Raw genomic sequence first — 16,064 nt, 5'->3', positions numbered from 1 at the left:
CCGCGCCGTGCCGAGTGCCGCGCAGTAGGCGGGGAATTGCCAGACACGGACTAGGCCATCAGGCCGCGCTGACCGGCGCGGAGGCCGGCCTGGAAGCGGGTGGTCGCATCCAGCGCCTTGAGGATCCGCTGCATCCGGCGCTCGACCGTCCGTTGCGCCACCCCGAGCCGCCGAGCGATCGCCTGGTCCGTCAGGCCCGCAGCGGCCAGCGCCAGCAACTGCTGGTCCTCACCACTCAGCGGCCCCTCCGAAGCCGAAGGAGTCAGCGGGCTCGCCTGCTGCCACAGCAGCTCGAACAACCGCAGCAGCCCGTCGAGCAAACTGGACGGTCCCACCTCCACCACGACATCCGGACCGGTCGGCAGCAACCCGGTACGGCGATCCACCAGAACCAGCTCGAGCGGTACGTCGCGCAGGATCCGGCAACCCGCCGACCGGGCAGCCGCCAGTTCCGCAGGCTCCGACACCGACGCCATGTCGTAGATCACCCGGCACGAAACGCCGCGAACGGGCATGACGACGTACGCAGGCCGGTTGAGGACGAGGACCTCGTCCTGAGCACACGCCTGCGCCTGGTAGAACCGCTGAGCGATCGCCTCAGACCCGCGGATCACCGTGAACGCGCCGTGCCGCGCCCGGAACTCCGCAGTGAGCACCGAGGCACCCAGCCGGGCCTCGACGATCGCTGCCTGTTTCCGGAGCGCCAGCAGCTCGACCGCGGCCTCCGGCACGGCCGGAACGTAGCGAGCAGGCCGACCTGGCGTCCGAGAGGCCAGGCCGAGGGACAGCAGTGACCGCAGATGCCTGCCGACGCGCGTCGCAGGCCAGCCGGTGTCACGTGAAAGAGCGTCAGTCGTGGACTCCGGTCGGGCCAGAAGCGCCCGGTAGAGCTGCTCGTCCTCCGAGCAGACACCAAGCGCTTCCAGCACCGGAGCCGGTCGGTAACTGTGCATGTCAGGGCAATGCGTGAACGTGGGCGCCGACCTGGTTGGCGAACGCGTTGCCGTTCAGCGCGTCCCAGTTGGTCGACCAGGTCATCGCACCACGCAGCGACGGCCACGTGGTGCTCGGCTTGAAGTTGCCGCAGTTCGTGCCCCGGGTCAGGCAGTCCAGGGCGTTGTTGACGAGCTGCGGCGAGACGTAGCCGCTACCGGCCGCTCGGGACGAGGCCGGCAGACCGAGACCCACCTGGTCCGGCCGGAGCCCGTTCTGCAGCATGATGCAGGCCTGGGCGGTGATGAAGTCAACCGTGCCCTGCGAGTACACCTGCCCGTCGCAGCCGTTCATCGAGCCGGAGTTGTAGTACTGCACGTTGACCACGGTCAGGATGTCCTTGATCGCCAGCGCCAGCTTGAAGTACTCGAACGACGTGCTCTGCATGTCGATCGTCTGCGGCGCCATCGCGATGATCAGCCCGCTGCCGAACGAGTTGCGCAGGCTGCGCAGCGCCTGACCCATGTACTGCGCGTTGACCCCGTTCTCCAGGTCGATGTCGATCCCGTCGAAGCCGTACTCGCGCAGCACTGTCAGCGCACTGTTGGCGAAGTTGGTCGCGGCCTCGGCGCTGCCGACCGAGATGGTGCCGTTCTGGCCGCCGACGGACAGGATGACCCGTTTCCCGGCCGCCTGCTTGGCGGCGATGTCGGCCTTGAACTGTGCGACCGTATAACCACCCAGGCCGGCGGAGTCCAGGTTGAAGGTGATGGCGCCCGGCTGCGCCGGTACGGCGTCGGCGAAGGCAACCGCGATGAGGTCGTACGCCGCGTGGACGTCACTGATGCGCTGGACGGTCGCACCGTTGTTGAAGTTCTGCCAGTAGCCGGTCAGCACGTGCTTGGGCAACGTGCCGTTGGACGGCGGCGGAGTGGTCGGCGGAGTGGTAGGCGGAGTCGTGGGCGGAGTGGTCGGCGGCGGAGTGGTCGGGTCCGGCGTACCACCCGGACCGTCCAGCACGACGTCGTCGGCCTGGTACGGCGGCAGTCCGTACCACCCGTGCAGGTAGATCGTCACCCGGGTCGTGGAGGCACCAGTGGTAAAGGTGGTCGTCAACTGGTTCCACGTGGTGCTGGTGCTCCAGGTCGACGTACCTCCCTCGAAGCCGAGGTAGACGTTCGAGCCCTTGACCCACGCAGACAAGGTGTACGTCGTACTGGACTTGACCGGAATCGACTGGCTGCAGCGGGCGTTGTCGGACGACGTTGGACTGCCCTGGAGCGCGTAGCTGCCGGTGCGCGCCGAGGTCGTGGCGGCGCCGGCAGCACAGGTCCAGCCGGACAGGTCTCCGGTCTCGAAGGTTCCGTTGGTGACCAGGTTGGTGGCGGCGGATCCGGTCGCGGGGACCAGAAGCAGGCCCGTGAGGGCGGCGAGAAGCGTGATCAGGGCGGGAATGATCGCGGCCTGGGGGCGGAGTGCACGCGTTTTCATGACTTACAAACTGTGACTGCGTAACTACATTGTCAAGAGCCTACATAAAGTGAAAGCGCTCCCACAGGCAGAAAACTGAGGAAGCTTTTACATAACCGAACCGGAGGAGGAAAGGCGACGGCCCCCGGCGGGGGGGTGACCGGGGGCCGTCTTCGGCCACGGGCTCGGGGGGAGGAGCCGGGGGCCGATCAGGAGGCGACAGTCTGCCACTGTCAGGAGGTATGTACCCCCCAAGACCGGACTCCACACATCTCAGTTCGGTTGCAACTGAGACGGTGTCACCCAGGCGCTGGAACCGCCCGATCAGGCGTTTCCGGCCAGTGTCACTGTCACACTGCCAAACAGTCTAACGGGAGACCGGCCCACACAAAAGCCCGGGTCCCTCGGCGTTTCTCCCCGATGCCTATGCTCGACCCCATGGCGCACCCCGGGACGGGCCGAACGGCCGCCTTCTTCGATCTGGACAAGACCATAATCGCCCGATCCAGCACACTGGCCTTCTCCCGGCCGTTCTACGCCGGCGGACTGATCAACCGCCGGACCGTACTGCGCAGCGCCTACGCCCAGTTCGTGTACCTGCTCGGCGGCGCGGACCACGACCAGATGGAGCGGATGCGGGAGTACCTGTCCGCGATGTGCACCGGCTGGGACGTGCAGACGGTGAAGGCGATCGTCGCCGACACCCTGCACCACATCGTCACGCCGATGATCCACGAGGAGGCGGTCGAGCTCATCGACCAGCACCACGCGGCCGGCCGGGACGTGGTGATCGTGTCGTCGTCCGGGGCCGAGGTGGTCGAGCCGATCGGCGCGATGCTGGGCGCCGACAAGGTGATCGCGACCCGCATGGTAGTTGCCGACGGCAAATACACCGGCGAGATCGAGCACTACGCGTACGGCCCGCACAAGGCGACCGCGATCCTGGCGCTGGCCGAGGCCGAGGGCTACGACCTGGCCGGCTGCTACGCGTACTCCGACTCCGTCACCGACGAGCCGATGCTGGCTGCGGTCGGTCATCCCTTCGCGGTCAACCCGGACAAGGGTTTGCGCCGGCTCGCGGTCGCCCGCGGCTGGCCGGTGCTGGACTTCAACGAGCCGGTCGGGCTCGCCGAGCGGAACCGTTTCCGGGACGTACGGCGACCCGCCCTGGCCACCGCGGCGGTCGCCGGACTGGCTGCCTGGGCGTTCTTCCTGGCCGCCCGCCGCCGCACCCGGCGGCCCGCGAACTGACCGAAAAGCCGAGCCGTGCCGACCGAAAAGCCGGGACCGGAAGCTGAAGGACGCTTCATTGTTCTCAACTCCATGAAGGTCACGTAAGCCCTTCACAGAAAGGGTTTTCAGGAGTACAAAGGAAGCACAAAGGACCTTCGGGTCCGGTAGAGATTGCACGGAATCCAGGCACCCACGCGGCGACCAGCCCATCCCAACCGGGCAGCGCGACCCAGGCCAAGTCCTGTGGCGGCAGACAGGTGCACGCATGGTAACCAGGATGACGTGCCAGCGACGGCGTTCTCATCAGAGAACGCCGTTCGCACGTCCGGGGTCAGCCCGCCAGCGGCGAGCGCTCGGCACCGAGTGACACCACTTCACAGGACCGCAGCAACCAGTCACGAACTCCGGGCAGCCCTCGCGCTGCGTAGTCGCCGAGGCTCGATGGATAGGTGCCTGCCAACTCATAGTGACCGGCCTCGGGCACCGTGACCGCGACGGGATCGATGCCTCGGGCAACCAACAGGCAACGTTCGGCCGCCCGGGCAACCAGTCCGTTGGCGGTCGGGAAGGGGCGCAGGATGGCGAGCTCGGCATGCACGACCGCCGCGACCACCAGACCGGGCGCCTTGGTCGGGCGGGTCAGGTTCCGGGCCAGGGCGCTCAGCCGCTCCCACATCTCGTCGGCGCCCGGGGCCGGCGGCAGGCCCGGGATGTCGTCCGGCAGCGGCTCGCGACTGGTCCGCAGATGACCCAACTGGTCTTCCGGGCCCAGATCGGCCGCGGCCAACTGGTGCAGTCTGGTCCAGACCTGCACCGGGGCGGTGTCCACCTGGGGTGCGAGCCGCATCAGCTCTCCGGTGATCCGGACCGCGCCGGTGGCGAGTCCGTCGGCGGCTCCGCGCCGTACCTCGTCGAGGGTCGCCGGGCTGCCGGCCAGGGCGGCGGAGGCGTACGCGCCGCGCAGCAGCGCTTCGGCGGTGACGTCCGAGCCGACCTTGCGCAGACCACGGTCCCTCAGCAGTACGTCGACCGCGTCGCGGGCCGCCCGCGCCGCCGAGCCGACCCCCTCGAGACCGGCCAGTGGCTCGAACACATCTGTACTCATGACTGCACCCTAGGATGACGTGGCATGGCGCTCGGCACCGTCCCCAAGTTCAGCATCGTGGTCCCCTGTCACGCCTCCCGGGCGTGGTTGCGGTCGTGCCTGGACTCGGTGCTCGGTCAGTCGTTCACCGATTTCGAGATCATCGGGGTGGATGATGCCGACCTGGACGGCTCCGGCCGGATCCTGGACGAGTACGCCGCGGCCGATCCGCGGGTCCGGGTGCTGCACCTGGACGAGAACGTCGGTTTGGGCCTGGCCCGGAACGCGGGGCTGAAGGAGTGCCGCGGGGACTACGTGCTGTTCCTGGACGCCGACGACCTGTACCTGCCGGGCTCGCTGGAGGCGATCGCGACCAGGATCGACGCGACCGACCGGCCGGACATCCTGCTGTTCGACTACGAGCGGGTCTTCTGGGACGGCCGGGTGGTCCGCAACCAGCGGCACGACGCCTTCGCCGGGCACGGCGCCGGGGTGTTCACCGCGGCCGAGCGGCCGATCTTCCTGACCTTCCTCGAGGTGGTCTGGAACAAGGCCTGCCGGCGGGACTTCCTGACCCGGCACGGGTTCGCGTTCACGGCCGGGTTCTACGAGGACGCGCCCTGGACCTACTCGACGATGCTGACCGCCGAGCGGATCGCCACGCTGGACCGGGTGGTCGTGCACTACCGGCAGCACCGGACCGGCGGCAACATCCACGCCACCGGCGGTCGCCGGCAGTGGGACATCTTCGACCAGTACGACCGCGTGCACGCGTTCATCCAGTCCGACCCCGACCTGGCCGGCTGGCGGCGGTTCGCGTTCGACCGGTCGCTGGACCACATCCTCGCCGTCCTCGCGAAGCCGGAGCGCGTCGCCCCGGACGACCGGGCCGACTTCTTCCACGCGGCGCACGCCTTCGCCAAGCGCTGGAAGCCGGAGGGCTACAGCACCGAACGCACCCGTCGCGGGTTCAAGCGGTGGCTGCTCATCCACGACGACTACGCGACCTACTCCACGCTCAAGCTGAGCGCCAAGGTGCTGCACGTCCCGAGCCCGCGCAAGACCGTCGGCAAGCTCCGGCACCGCGGCAAGCTCGACCCGAACCTGGCCGCGTACTGCTCCTACTGGTTCAAGCAGTACGCCTGCAACCCGCGGGCGATCTACGAGAAGGCGGCCGAGCTGGCGCCGCAGCTACGCGGCGTCTGGGTGGTCGACGCCGACTACCTGCACGTCGTCCCGGAGGGTGTCGAGTACGTCGTCGCGGGCTCGCCGGCGTACCAGAAGCTGCTCGACACGGCGACGTACTTCATCAGCAACATGAACTGGCCGAAGGAGTTGGAGAAGCGGGAGGGGCAGATCCACCTGCAGACCCAGCACGGGACGCCGCTGAAGACGATGGGGACCGACCTGCGGCACTACCCGCTGGCCGGCAAGGACCTCGACCTCGACGAGCTGATGCGGCAGACCGACCGCTGGGACTTCAACATCTCCTCGAACCGGTACTCGTCGGAGATCTGGGAGCGCACCTACCCGGCGTACTTCGAGGAGCTCGAGTACGGCTTCCCGCGGAACGACCGGCTGCTCAACGCGACCCTGGACGAGGTCCGGGCGATCCGGGCCGGGTTCGGCTTCGACGACTCGCACCTCGTGGTGCTGTACGCGCCGACGTTCCGCGACGGAGTCGACTCGGTGCGGCTGCCGACCGGCCTGGTCGACCTCGGTGGGACCGGCATCCACCTCGACCTGGACCGGCTGGCCTCGTCCGTCGGCGAGCACGGCCGGGTGCTGGTGCGGACGCACTACTCGCTGTCGGCCGCGCCCGAGGTGCACTCGGGCAAGGTGATCGACGTGTCCCGGCATCCGCGCGTCGAGGACCTGATGCTGGCCGCCGACGTGCTGATCTCGGACTACTCCTCCATCACCTTCGACTACGCGAACCTGGACCGGCCGATCGTGCTGCTGGTCGAGGACAAGAACTTCTACGACGGCCGCCGGGGCACCTACTTCGACATCACCGAGTTCCCGCCCGGGCTGGTCGCGCGGTCGCCCGAGGAGCTGCTGACCAGCCTGCAGTCCGGTGCGTTCGCATCACCGGAGGCGGCCAAGCACCGGCATCTGTACCGGGAGAAGTTCTGCGAGTTCGACGACGGCCGCGCGGCCGAGCGCGTCGTACGGCGGGTGTTCCTCGGCCAGACCGACGTGCCGCCGATCACGCCGCTCGCGGAGCGCACCCCGGCACCCTCGGCGCACTTTCGTGCATAATGGCTGACATGTCGATCAGCCTGGAGCTCGCGAGCGCCCTGCGCCTGCGCTCCAGCCTGCGACGACGACGCACTGTCTGAACACCTCATCCGTCGTTCCAGTGCGTCTACTCCAAAGGACCTGTGATGTCCGCTGTTCTGCCTGTCCTGGCCACCAGACTGTCCACCGCCGCCGCGGCTGCCTTCGGCTCGTCGTACGGCGACCTCGACCCTGAGCTGCGGTCGGCGACCAAGCCCGAGTTCGGCCACTACCAGAGCAACCTCGCGCTCCGGCTCGGCAACGCCCTCGGCCGGCCGCCGCGGGAGGTCGCCGCACGACTGGTCGAGGCGCTCGACGTCGCCGACCTGTGCGAAAAGCCTTCCATCGCAGGGCCGGGCTTCATCAACCTGACGCTCACGCAGTCCACGCTCGCCGCCGCGGTCAACGAGCCGCAAGCCTTCACTCGTAGAAACCAGCGGGTGGTCGTCGACTACTCGCAGCCGAACGTCGCCAAGCAGATGCACGTCGGCCACCTCCGGTCGACCGTGATCGGCGACGCGCTCTGCAACGTCCTGGAGTACGTCGGCTACGACCTGGTCCGGCAGAACCACGTCGGCGACTGGGGCACGCAGTACGGCATGATGATCGAGCAGCTGCTCAGCGAGGACCTCGCCGCGGAAACCCTTGATCTGGAGGGTTTGCAGCTGCTCTACGAGCGGAGCCGGAAGCACTTCGATGCCGACGGCGCCTTCGCGGACCTGTCCCGGGCCCGGGTCGTCCTGCTGCAGTCCGGCGATCCGGAGACGCGGGCGATCTGGCGGCGGATGGTCGACGTCTCGCTGGACGACTTCGACCAGGTCTACGCACTGCTCGGCTCCGAGCTGACTCGGGCCGACGTCGTCGGTGAGAGTGCCTACAACGACGACCTGCCACGGATCGTCGACGAGCTGCTGGAGAAGGGCCTGCTGACCGAGTCCGACGGTGCGCTGTGCGCGTTCCTGCCGGGATTCAAGGGCCGGGACGGACAGCCGCTGCCGGTGATCGTGCGGAAGTCCGACGGCGGGTTCGGGTACAGCGCGACCGACCTGGCCGCCGTCCGGCACCGGGTGTCGACCCTGCACGCCGATCGGATCGTGTACGTCGTCGACCACCGGCAGGCCCTGCACTTCGAGCAGATCTTCACGCTCGCCCGGACCGCGGACTGGTTGCCGCCGACAACGACTGCGGAGCATGTCGGCTTCGGAACCGTGCTCGGCCCGAACGGGAGACCGTTCAAGACCAGAGCCGGCGGCACGGTCAAGCTGACCACGCTGCTCGACGAAGCGGTCGCGCGGGCGGAGTCTCTGCTCGAAGGCCGGGAGGGCATCGACCGGCAGGCCACGGCGAAGGCGGTCGGGATCGGAGCGGTCAAGTACGCCGACCTGTCCAGCGATCGGGGCAACGACTACGTGTTCGACCTGGACCGGATGGTCGCGATGACCGGCAACACCGGCCCGTACCTGCAGTACGCGCACGCCCGGTTGACCAGACTGCTGTCCAAGGCCGGCGCGAGCCACGACCAGGTCACCGAACTCAAGGACCCGGCCGAGAAGCGGCTTGCCCTGCTGCTGACCGGCTTTGCGGACGTCGTCGTACAGGTGGCAGAGACGCTCCAGCCGCATCGGCTGTGTACCTATCTGTACGACGTCGCGACCGCACTGTCGGCGTTCTACGAGCTGTGCCCGGTGCTGACCAGCGAAGGCGAGACCAGGGCCAGCCGCATCGCGCTCTGCGCGGCGACCCGGAAGGTGTTGCACGATGGACTGGGCCTGCTCGGCATAGCGGCCCCGGATGCCATGTGACTCTTCAGGAGGTTGCCCATGCTGCCGTGGTCCGCGGATCTGGCCGGCCGGTTCGAGCAGACGACGTACACCAGCGAGTTGCTGCGTGGGAACCCGCTGGGTGACCCGCATGAGCGGCCGGTGCTCGTCTACCTGCCGCCGGGGTACGACGACTCCGACCGGCGCTACCCGTCGATCTACGTGACGATGGGGTACACCGGTCATCTCGGGATGTTGTTCAACCGGACGGCGTTCCGGCAGGCCTGGCCGGAGTTGGTCGACGCGCTGTTCGCGACCGGGGACGTGCCACCGGCGATCGTCGTGTTCGTGGACACCTGGACGAGGTACGGCGGCAGTCAGTGCCTCGACTCCCCCGGCACCGGGCAGTACCACTCGTACCTGTGCGAGGAGATCGTCCCCTGGGTCGACGCGACGTACCGGACCATCGCCGACCGCGACCACCGGGCGATCACCGGCAAGTCCAGCGGCGGCTACGTGGCCATGGTGACGCCCCTGCTGCGGCCGGACGTCTTCGGCGCCCTCGCCACACACGCCGGCGACGCAGCGTTCGATCTGTGCTATCGGCCCGAGTTCCCCGAGCGCGCACGGACGCTGCGGGACAAGTACGACGGCAGCTACGACAAGTTCTTCGAGTCCGTGGCGACCCGGACCGGGCGGACCACGGACGAGGACCTGCACCTGATGGAGATGTACGGCTACGCGTCGGCGTACTCCGCCGAGCCGGACGGCACGGTGCTGCTGCCGTTCGACGAGCTCGGCGTGCTGATCCCGGAGGTCTGGGCCCGCTGGCTGTCCCGCGACCCAGTCGAGATGGTCCGCGAACCGCAGTACGCCGACGCGCTGCGCTCACTGCGGGCGGTGTGGATCGACGCGGGGCGGCAGGACGAGTTCTACCTCGACCTCGGCGCGACCGCGTTCCATCGGGCAGCCGGAAAGGCAGGTTTACCGGACGATCGGCTGCACTTCGAGCTGTTCGAGGGCACCCACGGCGGGATCGAGTTCCGCTACCCGCTCGCGATCGGGTGGCTGGCCGAACGGCTGCGGTAATTCGGGTGCCCGGATCGCGCGGCACGCCGTACCTTCGACCCATGAGCTGGCCGGAGGGGATCGAGGCGCGCCCGATCGACAAGGGTGACGCGGACGCGTGGGCGGAGTTGCTGGCCGCCAAGGAGAAGGTCGACCAGGAGGGGGAGAACTACGACGCCCAGGACCTGATCGACGAGCTGGAGGACCCGCACCTGGATCCGGCGCTGGACACCATCGGCCTGTGGGCCGACGGCCGGATGGTCGGGTACGGCAAGCTGCACGCGCCCGAGGGACTGGGCGAGATCGACCGGGTCAGCACCGAGGGGACGGTCCATCCGGAAGGGCGCCGACGCGGCATCGGCTCGGCGCTGATGCCGTGGCTGATCAAGCGGGCCGGCGAGCTGCACGTGGCCAGGCACCCGGACGCGCCGGGTGAGGTGACCGGCAACCGGGTCAGCACGAACGTCGGCGCGGAGCGGCTGTTCCAGAAGTTCGGGTTCGAGGAGCGCCGGTACTTCTTCGACATGAAGCGCCCGCTGGACCAGCCGGTGCCGGAGGTCGCGCTCGCGGACGGGCTGCGGATCGTCCCGTTCGACCTGGCGATGAACGAGGCGCTGCGGGTGGTTCACAACGACGTGTTCGCGGACCACTGGGGCTCGACCCCGCGGGACGCGGACAGCTGGAAGACCTGGTTCACCGGCGCCCGGGCGTTCCGCGGCGAGTCGTCGTACGTCGTCCTGGACGGGGAGGCGATCGCCGCCTACGTGCTCGGGTACGAGTACGAGGCCGACACGGAGGCGACCGGGATCCGGGAGCTGTACATCGGCCAGGTCGGGACGGTGAAGGCGTACCGCGGCCGCGGTCTGGCCGGCGCGACGCTGGCGAAGGTGCTGACCGAGGCGGCCAAGGCCGGCTACCAGCGGTCCGGCCTCGGCGTGGACGCGAACAACCCGACCGGTGCCTTGGGCCTGTACGAGCGGCTCGGCTACTCGGTGTCCTCCAGGTGGATCAGCTACGGCCTGCCGCTGTGAGCGACACCAGGGGGTACGCCGATGACCGGCGTACCCCCTGGATGCTCAGAGGTGCGAGTCGGCCAGCACCGGCTCGGGCGCGCGATCGACCGGTCCGCGCCGGAACCAGGTCCACGGGCGGACGCTGAGGATGATCACCGTCAGGCTCAGCGCGGCGTAGACCAACGAGCCGACGAAGGCTGCGTGCACGCCGTCGGTCAGCACCTCGCGCGGTGCGGCCGACGTCGAGTTGCGGCTCGCCGTACCGAAGATGGTGACCAGGATGCCGAGGCCGAGCGCGCCGCCGACCTGCTGGACCACGTTCAGCATGCCGGACGCGGCCCCCGAGTCCTCCGGCGCGACGCCCGAGATGGCCCGGCCGACGAGCGGGATGAAGATCATCCCGGCGCCCAGACCGAACAGCAGCATCGGCCCGACCACGTCGGCCAGGTAGGTGCTACGAGCGTCGAGCTGGGTCAGCCACACCGTGCCCAGAGTGACCAGCACCGACCCGGACAGCATCAGCTTGCCGCCGTCGATCCGGGCGACCAGCTTCGGCACGATCCGCGACGAGGCGAACAGCAGACCGGTCAGCGGCAGGAACGCGAGACCGGCCGCCAGCGGGCTGAGCTCGAGCACCCCCTGCAGGTACTGCGTGAGGAAGAAGAACATCCCGAACATCGTGCCGACCACCAGCAGCATGGTCAGGTACGACGCCGAGCGGTCAGCCGACCGGAACAGCCGCAGCGGGACGATCGGGTGGCTGACCCGGCGCTCGATCAGCACGAACGCGACCAGCAGCACCACACCGACCGTGAACGCGGCCAGCACCTCGGCCGACGTCCAGCCGACCTCGGCGACCCGAATGAAGCCGTAGACCAGCGAGGTGATGCCGAGCGTCGAGGTGAGCGCGCCGGCCACGTCGAACCGGCCGGTCTCCGGCTCGGTCTCGGTCAGCACCTGCCGGGCCGCGATGACGAGCCCGATACCGATCGGCACGTTGATGAACAGACCCCACCGCCAGGACACCCAGTCCGTCAGCATGCCCCCGAGCACCAGGCCGACACTGCCGCCACCGGACGACACCAGGCTGTAGTAGCCGAGCGCCTTCATCCGCTCCGGACCTTCGCGGTAGGTGAGCATGAGCAGGGTCAGCGCGGCCGGGGCCGCGATGGCGCCGCCGATGCCCTGCAGGACACGGGCGGCGAGCAGGAGCTCGGCGTTCGGGGCGAGACCGCCGAGCAGGGAGGCGAGGGTGAAGACACTCACGCCGGTGACGAACACGCGGCGGCGGCCGAGCAGGTCGCCGGCGCGGGCGCCGAGCAGGAGCAGACCGCCGAACGCGAGGGCGTAGGCGTTCTGCACCCAGGACAGGCTGGACGGGCTGAAGTCGAGGGCGTGCTGGATCTTCGGCATCGCGATGTTCACCACGGTGCCGTCGAGGATGACCATCAGCTGGGTGATCAGGATGACCGCGAGGACGACCCCCGGCCGCCGCGCGGGCGAGCCGGCAGCGGCGGGACCTGAGGTTGTTGCCGACATATTGCTCCTTACCCCGGAGGGGTTACAGTTGAGAGAGAAAAGCGGAGCGCTCCTCCGGATACAATACGGAGGCTGCCTCCGCTTTAGCAAGCGATATTCTCGGTGAACTTTGCGCGGATCCCCCGCTACGGACAGTGAGGAGGCCGGATGGCGCCGACACCGTTGCCGTCGACGCGGCCGACCCGCGCCGACGCGGCGCGGAACTACGACCTGCTGGTCACCGCCGCCCGGGAGGCGTTCGCCGAGCACGGCACCGACACCTCGCTCGAGGAGATCGCCCGCCGGGCCGGCGTCGGCATCGGCACGCTCTACCGCCGGTTCCCGAACCGGGTCGCGCTGCTCGAGGCGGTCTACATCGACGAGATCCAGTCCGTCTGCGACCGGGCGTACGACTTCGACAAGCAGCTCGAGCCGTTCGAGGCGCTGGCTGCCTGGCTGCGCAGCTTCGTCGGGTACGGCCTGTCCAAGAAGTCCCTGGCCAGTGAGCTGACAGTTGCTCTGGGCAAGGACTCGCCGTTCTTCCAGTCCTGCAAGGTGAACGTCCAGGAAGCCGGGCAGCTCCTGCTGGACAAGGCGAAGGCGGCCGGCGAGGTCCGGCCGGAGCTCGAGCTGATGGACATCATGCGGCTGGTCGGCGGGATCAACATGGGCCGAGACATGGAGCCCGAGCAGGCCAACCGGCTGCTGGACATCGTCCTGTGCGGCCTCAGGCCCGCCTCCGCCTGACCTCGGCCAGTGACGGGTTCGCGGCGTCACGCTCGGTGTAGCTGAGCCGCTCCCGCGGGAACGGCCAGTCGATCGCGAGCTCCGGATCGAACAGATCGACCGTGACGCGCTCCGGCGACCAGTACTCGTTCACCAGGAAGTTGTAGACGGTGTGCGGCTCCAGCGTGCAGAAGGAGTTGCCGACGCCGCGCGGCACGTAGAGCGCCTGCCCGGCGCCGAGCTCGAACGTCTCCAGCCGGCCGAAGGCCTCACCGTCACGCAGGTCGACGATCGCCGCGAACACCCGGCCCGCCGAGGGCGACAGGTACTTGTCCCAGGGCTCGGCGTGAATTCCGCGGGTGACACCCGGCTCGGCCAGGTAGAGCACGTTGTGCTGCCGGACCTCGAAACGTGGGACTCCGGCGGCTTCCAGCTTGCCGGCGTGGAAGCTCTCCTTGAACCAGCCGTCGTCGTTCGGCTGGACATTCAACTCGATCCGCAGCACGCCAGGGATCGTCATCGGCGCACCTGCCGGCGGGCTTCGAGCTGCGCCTGGTCGGCGGCGGTCAGTCCCGCGTCCCAGCCGGCGCCGTTGGTGATCCTGGTCCGCCGGGTCGTGGTCCTCGGGAACAGCTTGGTGAACAACGCGTCCACCTGCTCCTCCCGTTTGGTCAGCACCGGCAGCAGCCGGCCCGCATCCTCCTCCGGTACGGCGGCCTGCGTCGCGGCCGTGGTCGCCTGCAACCGCTCCCCGATCCGCTGCGCGTAGGCCATCAGGAACGACTGCCGGAACGACCTGGTCCGGGACTCTCCGCGCCGGCCAATGTGTTTGCCTGCGGCAAGCATCGCGCGGTTCGCCTGCACCAGCAGGGAGGTGCTGAGAATCTCGGTGAGCTGCAGGTCCAGCTCGGCGCCGACGATGGTGACCACGGCCAGGTCGTCGATCACGACCGTCCGGCACCGGTTCGCCGCGGCGACCGCCCCGACCAGCTGCGCCTTGGCCGACACGTACGGCGTGTCGACCCAGATCCGGCGGCCGGCCGAGTCGTCGGGAATCTCCACCGCCGGGTCGGCCTCGACCAGGGCCCGGTCCAGGGAGAACTTCGCCATCAGCTCCTGCGCTTTGCCGGACAGCGCTTCCGCCTCGTCGGGGAACTCGGTCGCCTCGGCCTTCGCGAGCAGTCCCCGGATCCGCGCCAGCACCTTCCCATTTGCCGGGACGACGGGCTTGGCGGTCTGGTTCGCCGTACCTGGCAGGGGATAGAGACGGGCCAGGATCGGAAGGGATTGGAGGAAGCCGGCGAGGGACAGGGCGTGGTGGAGGGTCAGGTAGCGGCCGACTCGCGCCGCGGCGGCCCAGGCGGTGAGGCTGAGCTCGGTGAAGGGTTGCGAGACTCCCAAGTCCGTCAACTGGTCGAGCCAGCGCGGGTCGATCGTGGTGGCGCGGTAGTCCTGGTGCTCCGCGGCGATCGCTGCCAGCAGCAACGGCTCGATCCCCGGGTCCAGCTCGCGCCGGCCGTGCTGGACGACGTCGGCCGGGGCCCAGCCGCGCTGCCAGGTGGCCCGGAGCAGACCGATCAGAAACCCTTGCAGGCAACGGTCCACCTGCGCCTGGTCGCGCTCGTCGTACGCCCCCAGGCGGGCCAGCTGCTGGTCGGCCCGATCGTCGCGCACGGCAACGATCGATGCCGCGACCGGCAACATCCGAAGGATTTCCTCATCACTCACGCGGCCGAGTCTGACACTCAACGAAGTTGTCACCCAAACGCGATCCGGAGCCCTTGTGGAAAACCGGCCCTTTCTTAAGCCTGTCTGAAGACAGCGCGCGAAGATCTGCCAAACGGCCGCTGTCACACGGGAGGCAGGCGCCTGGCCTGACAGCAGCACCAATCGGGGAGGGAAATCAATGACTCAGCTTGCGGAAGCCGGCTTCGACGAACTGCGCGCGGCCCTGACGGGCACCGTGCTCGGACCTGGCGAGGACGGGTACGACGACGCCCGGCGGCTGTGGAACGCACAGCACGACCGGCGACCGGCGGTGATCGCCCAGGTGCGGTCCGCCGAGGACGTCGCCGCCGCCGTCCGGTTCGGGGTCGCGCGGGGACTGGAGATCGCGGTTCGCGGCGGCTCGCACAGCATGTCCGGCGCGTCGTCGGTCGACGACGGCCTGATGATCGACCTGAGCGGGATGAACCAGGTCGCGGTCGACGTGGAGGGCCGCCGGGCCCGGGTCGGCGGCGGCGCGCTGCTGCGTGACCTCGACGCGGCGACCCAGCCGCACGGTCTCGCCGTACCGGCCGGGATGATCAGCCACACCGGGGTCGGCGGGCTCACGCTCGGCGGCGGGATGGGCTGGCTGAGCCGGCAGCACGGGCTCAGCATCGACAACCTGGTGTCGGTCCGGATCGTCACCGCGGACGGCAGCATCCTGCGCGCCGCCGACGACGAGAACCCGGATCTGTTCTGGGCCGTCCGGGGTGGTGGCGGCAACTTCGGCGTGGTGACTGAGTTCGAGTTCCGGCTGCACCAGGCCGGCCCGATGGTCAACTACGGCCTGCTGTTCTGGGGCCTGGACCAGGGCGCCGACGTGCTCCGGCTGGCCCGGGAGCTGATCCCGAGCCTGCCGCCGACGTTCACCGTCGTTCCGGCGTGCCTGAACGCGCCGCCGGCGCCGTTCGTGCCGGAGCAGCACCACTTCCAGCCCGGCTACGGCCTGGTGGTGGTCGGGTTCGGCACGCCGGACGAGCACGCGGCGGTGCTGGAGCGGATCCGCAGCACGCTGCCGCCGCTGTTCGAGTTCGCGTCGCCGATGCCGTACGTCGCGCTGCAGCAGTCGCTGGACGAGGCGAACGACTGGGGCCACTACTGCTACGAGAAGGGCACCTACCTCGAGGACCTGACCGACGGCGCCATCGAGGTCATCACCGAGTTCGCAGGTCGGCGTCAAGGTGCCTGATGCCTGGACTGGCGCCGACGGCG

General features: G+C 69.1%; 13 protein-coding genes and 1 pseudogene. 7 read left to right on the top strand and 7 right to left on the bottom strand.

The genetic code is table 11. From position 1 onward, the window contains the following. Positions 1 to 50: 50 nt before the first annotated feature. The 3 genes and pseudogenes from ACWCOV_RS40130 to ACWCOV_RS40120 all read right to left on the bottom strand — a co-directional run bounded on the left by ACWCOV_RS40130 (position 51) and on the right by ACWCOV_RS40120 (position 2,424). Positions 51 to 731, bottom strand: a complete 681-nt coding sequence (locus ACWCOV_RS40130) for a LuxR C-terminal-related transcriptional regulator (protein ID WP_449834624.1) — start codon at positions 729 to 731, stop codon at positions 51 to 53. A gap of 3 nt (positions 732 to 734) precedes the next feature. Continuing rightward, positions 735 to 953: pseudogene (locus tag ACWCOV_RS40125) on the bottom strand (helix-turn-helix domain-containing protein); the annotation flags it as partial. Between the two features lies 1 nt (position 954). Then, positions 955 to 2,424 (bottom strand): chitinase, encoded by a 1,470-nt coding sequence (locus tag ACWCOV_RS40120; protein WP_449834622.1) that lies wholly within the window; start codon positions 2,422 to 2,424, stop codon positions 955 to 957. A gap of 405 nt (positions 2,425 to 2,829) precedes the next feature. On the opposite strand from ACWCOV_RS40120, the gene ACWCOV_RS40115 reads away from it, so the two are divergent. Further along, on the top strand, positions 2,830 to 3,654 hold the full coding sequence (locus ACWCOV_RS40115) for an HAD family hydrolase (protein WP_449834621.1): 825 nt from the start codon (positions 2,830 to 2,832) through the stop codon (positions 3,652 to 3,654). Positions 3,655 to 3,967: 313 nt separating this feature from the next. Here ACWCOV_RS40115 and ACWCOV_RS40110 read toward each other — a convergent pair whose 3' ends face one another. After that, a complete protein-coding gene (locus ACWCOV_RS40110; RefSeq protein ID WP_449834620.1) occupies positions 3,968 to 4,741 on the bottom strand; it encodes a cell filamentation protein Fic in 774 nt (257 codons plus the stop codon). Positions 4,742 to 4,765: 24 nt separating this feature from the next. Between ACWCOV_RS40110 and ACWCOV_RS40105 the strand changes: the two genes are divergently transcribed. The 4 genes from ACWCOV_RS40105 (at position 4,766) to ACWCOV_RS40090 (ending at position 10,859) form a co-directional block, all read left to right on the top strand. Then, entirely contained in the window at positions 4,766 to 6,982 is a 2,217-nt protein-coding gene (locus ACWCOV_RS40105) for a bifunctional glycosyltransferase/CDP-glycerol:glycerophosphate glycerophosphotransferase (RefSeq protein WP_449834619.1), read from the top strand. A 137-nt stretch (positions 6,983 to 7,119) separates the two neighbouring features. Then, the gene (gene argS / locus ACWCOV_RS40100; RefSeq protein WP_449834623.1) at positions 7,120 to 8,802 is read left to right on the top strand and encodes an arginine--tRNA ligase; all 1,683 of its coding nucleotides are present in this window, start codon (positions 7,120 to 7,122) and stop codon (positions 8,800 to 8,802) included. Positions 8,803 to 8,820: 18 nt separating this feature from the next. Continuing rightward, the gene (locus tag ACWCOV_RS40095) at positions 8,821 to 9,849 is read left to right on the top strand and encodes an alpha/beta hydrolase (protein ID WP_449834618.1); all 1,029 of its coding nucleotides are present in this window, start codon (positions 8,821 to 8,823) and stop codon (positions 9,847 to 9,849) included. A gap of 41 nt (positions 9,850 to 9,890) precedes the next feature. Next, entirely contained in the window at positions 9,891 to 10,859 is a 969-nt protein-coding gene (locus ACWCOV_RS40090; protein WP_449834617.1) for a GNAT family N-acetyltransferase, read from the top strand. 45 nt (positions 10,860 to 10,904) lie between these two features. On the opposite strand, the gene ACWCOV_RS40085 is transcribed toward ACWCOV_RS40090, so the two are convergent. Beyond that, entirely contained in the window at positions 10,905 to 12,380 is a 1,476-nt protein-coding gene (locus ACWCOV_RS40085; RefSeq protein WP_449834616.1) for an MFS transporter, read from the bottom strand. Between the two features lie 147 nt (positions 12,381 to 12,527). Between ACWCOV_RS40085 and ACWCOV_RS40080 the strand changes: the two genes are divergently transcribed. After that, complete coding sequence (locus tag ACWCOV_RS40080) at positions 12,528 to 13,106, top strand: TetR/AcrR family transcriptional regulator (protein ID WP_449834615.1); 579 nt, start codon at positions 12,528 to 12,530, stop codon at positions 13,104 to 13,106. Here ACWCOV_RS40080 and ACWCOV_RS40075 read toward each other — a convergent pair. Both ACWCOV_RS40075 and ACWCOV_RS40070 read right to left on the bottom strand, forming a co-directional pair. Continuing rightward, on the bottom strand, positions 13,087 to 13,605 hold the full coding sequence (locus ACWCOV_RS40075) for a dTDP-4-dehydrorhamnose 3,5-epimerase family protein (RefSeq protein ID WP_449834614.1): 519 nt from the start codon (positions 13,603 to 13,605) through the stop codon (positions 13,087 to 13,089). The genes ACWCOV_RS40080 and ACWCOV_RS40075 overlap by 20 nt on opposite strands. Then, positions 13,602 to 14,813: a DUF2786 domain-containing protein gene (locus ACWCOV_RS40070; protein ID WP_449834613.1), complete on the bottom strand. Its 1,212-nt coding sequence runs from the start codon at positions 14,811 to 14,813 to the stop codon at positions 13,602 to 13,604. Before ACWCOV_RS40070 ends, ACWCOV_RS40075 begins: the two co-directional genes overlap by 4 nt. A 178-nt stretch (positions 14,814 to 14,991) precedes the next feature. Between ACWCOV_RS40070 and ACWCOV_RS40065 the strand changes: the two genes are divergently transcribed. Continuing rightward, entirely contained in the window at positions 14,992 to 16,041 is a 1,050-nt protein-coding gene (locus tag ACWCOV_RS40065; protein ID WP_449834612.1) for an FAD-binding oxidoreductase, read from the top strand. The last annotated feature ends 23 nt before the right edge of the window (positions 16,042 to 16,064 follow it).

This window comes from Kribbella sp. NPDC002412, from assembly GCF_053592935.1.
Note: the sequence above shows the minus strand (reverse complement) of the source record. Positions and strands in the feature narration are given on the sequence as shown.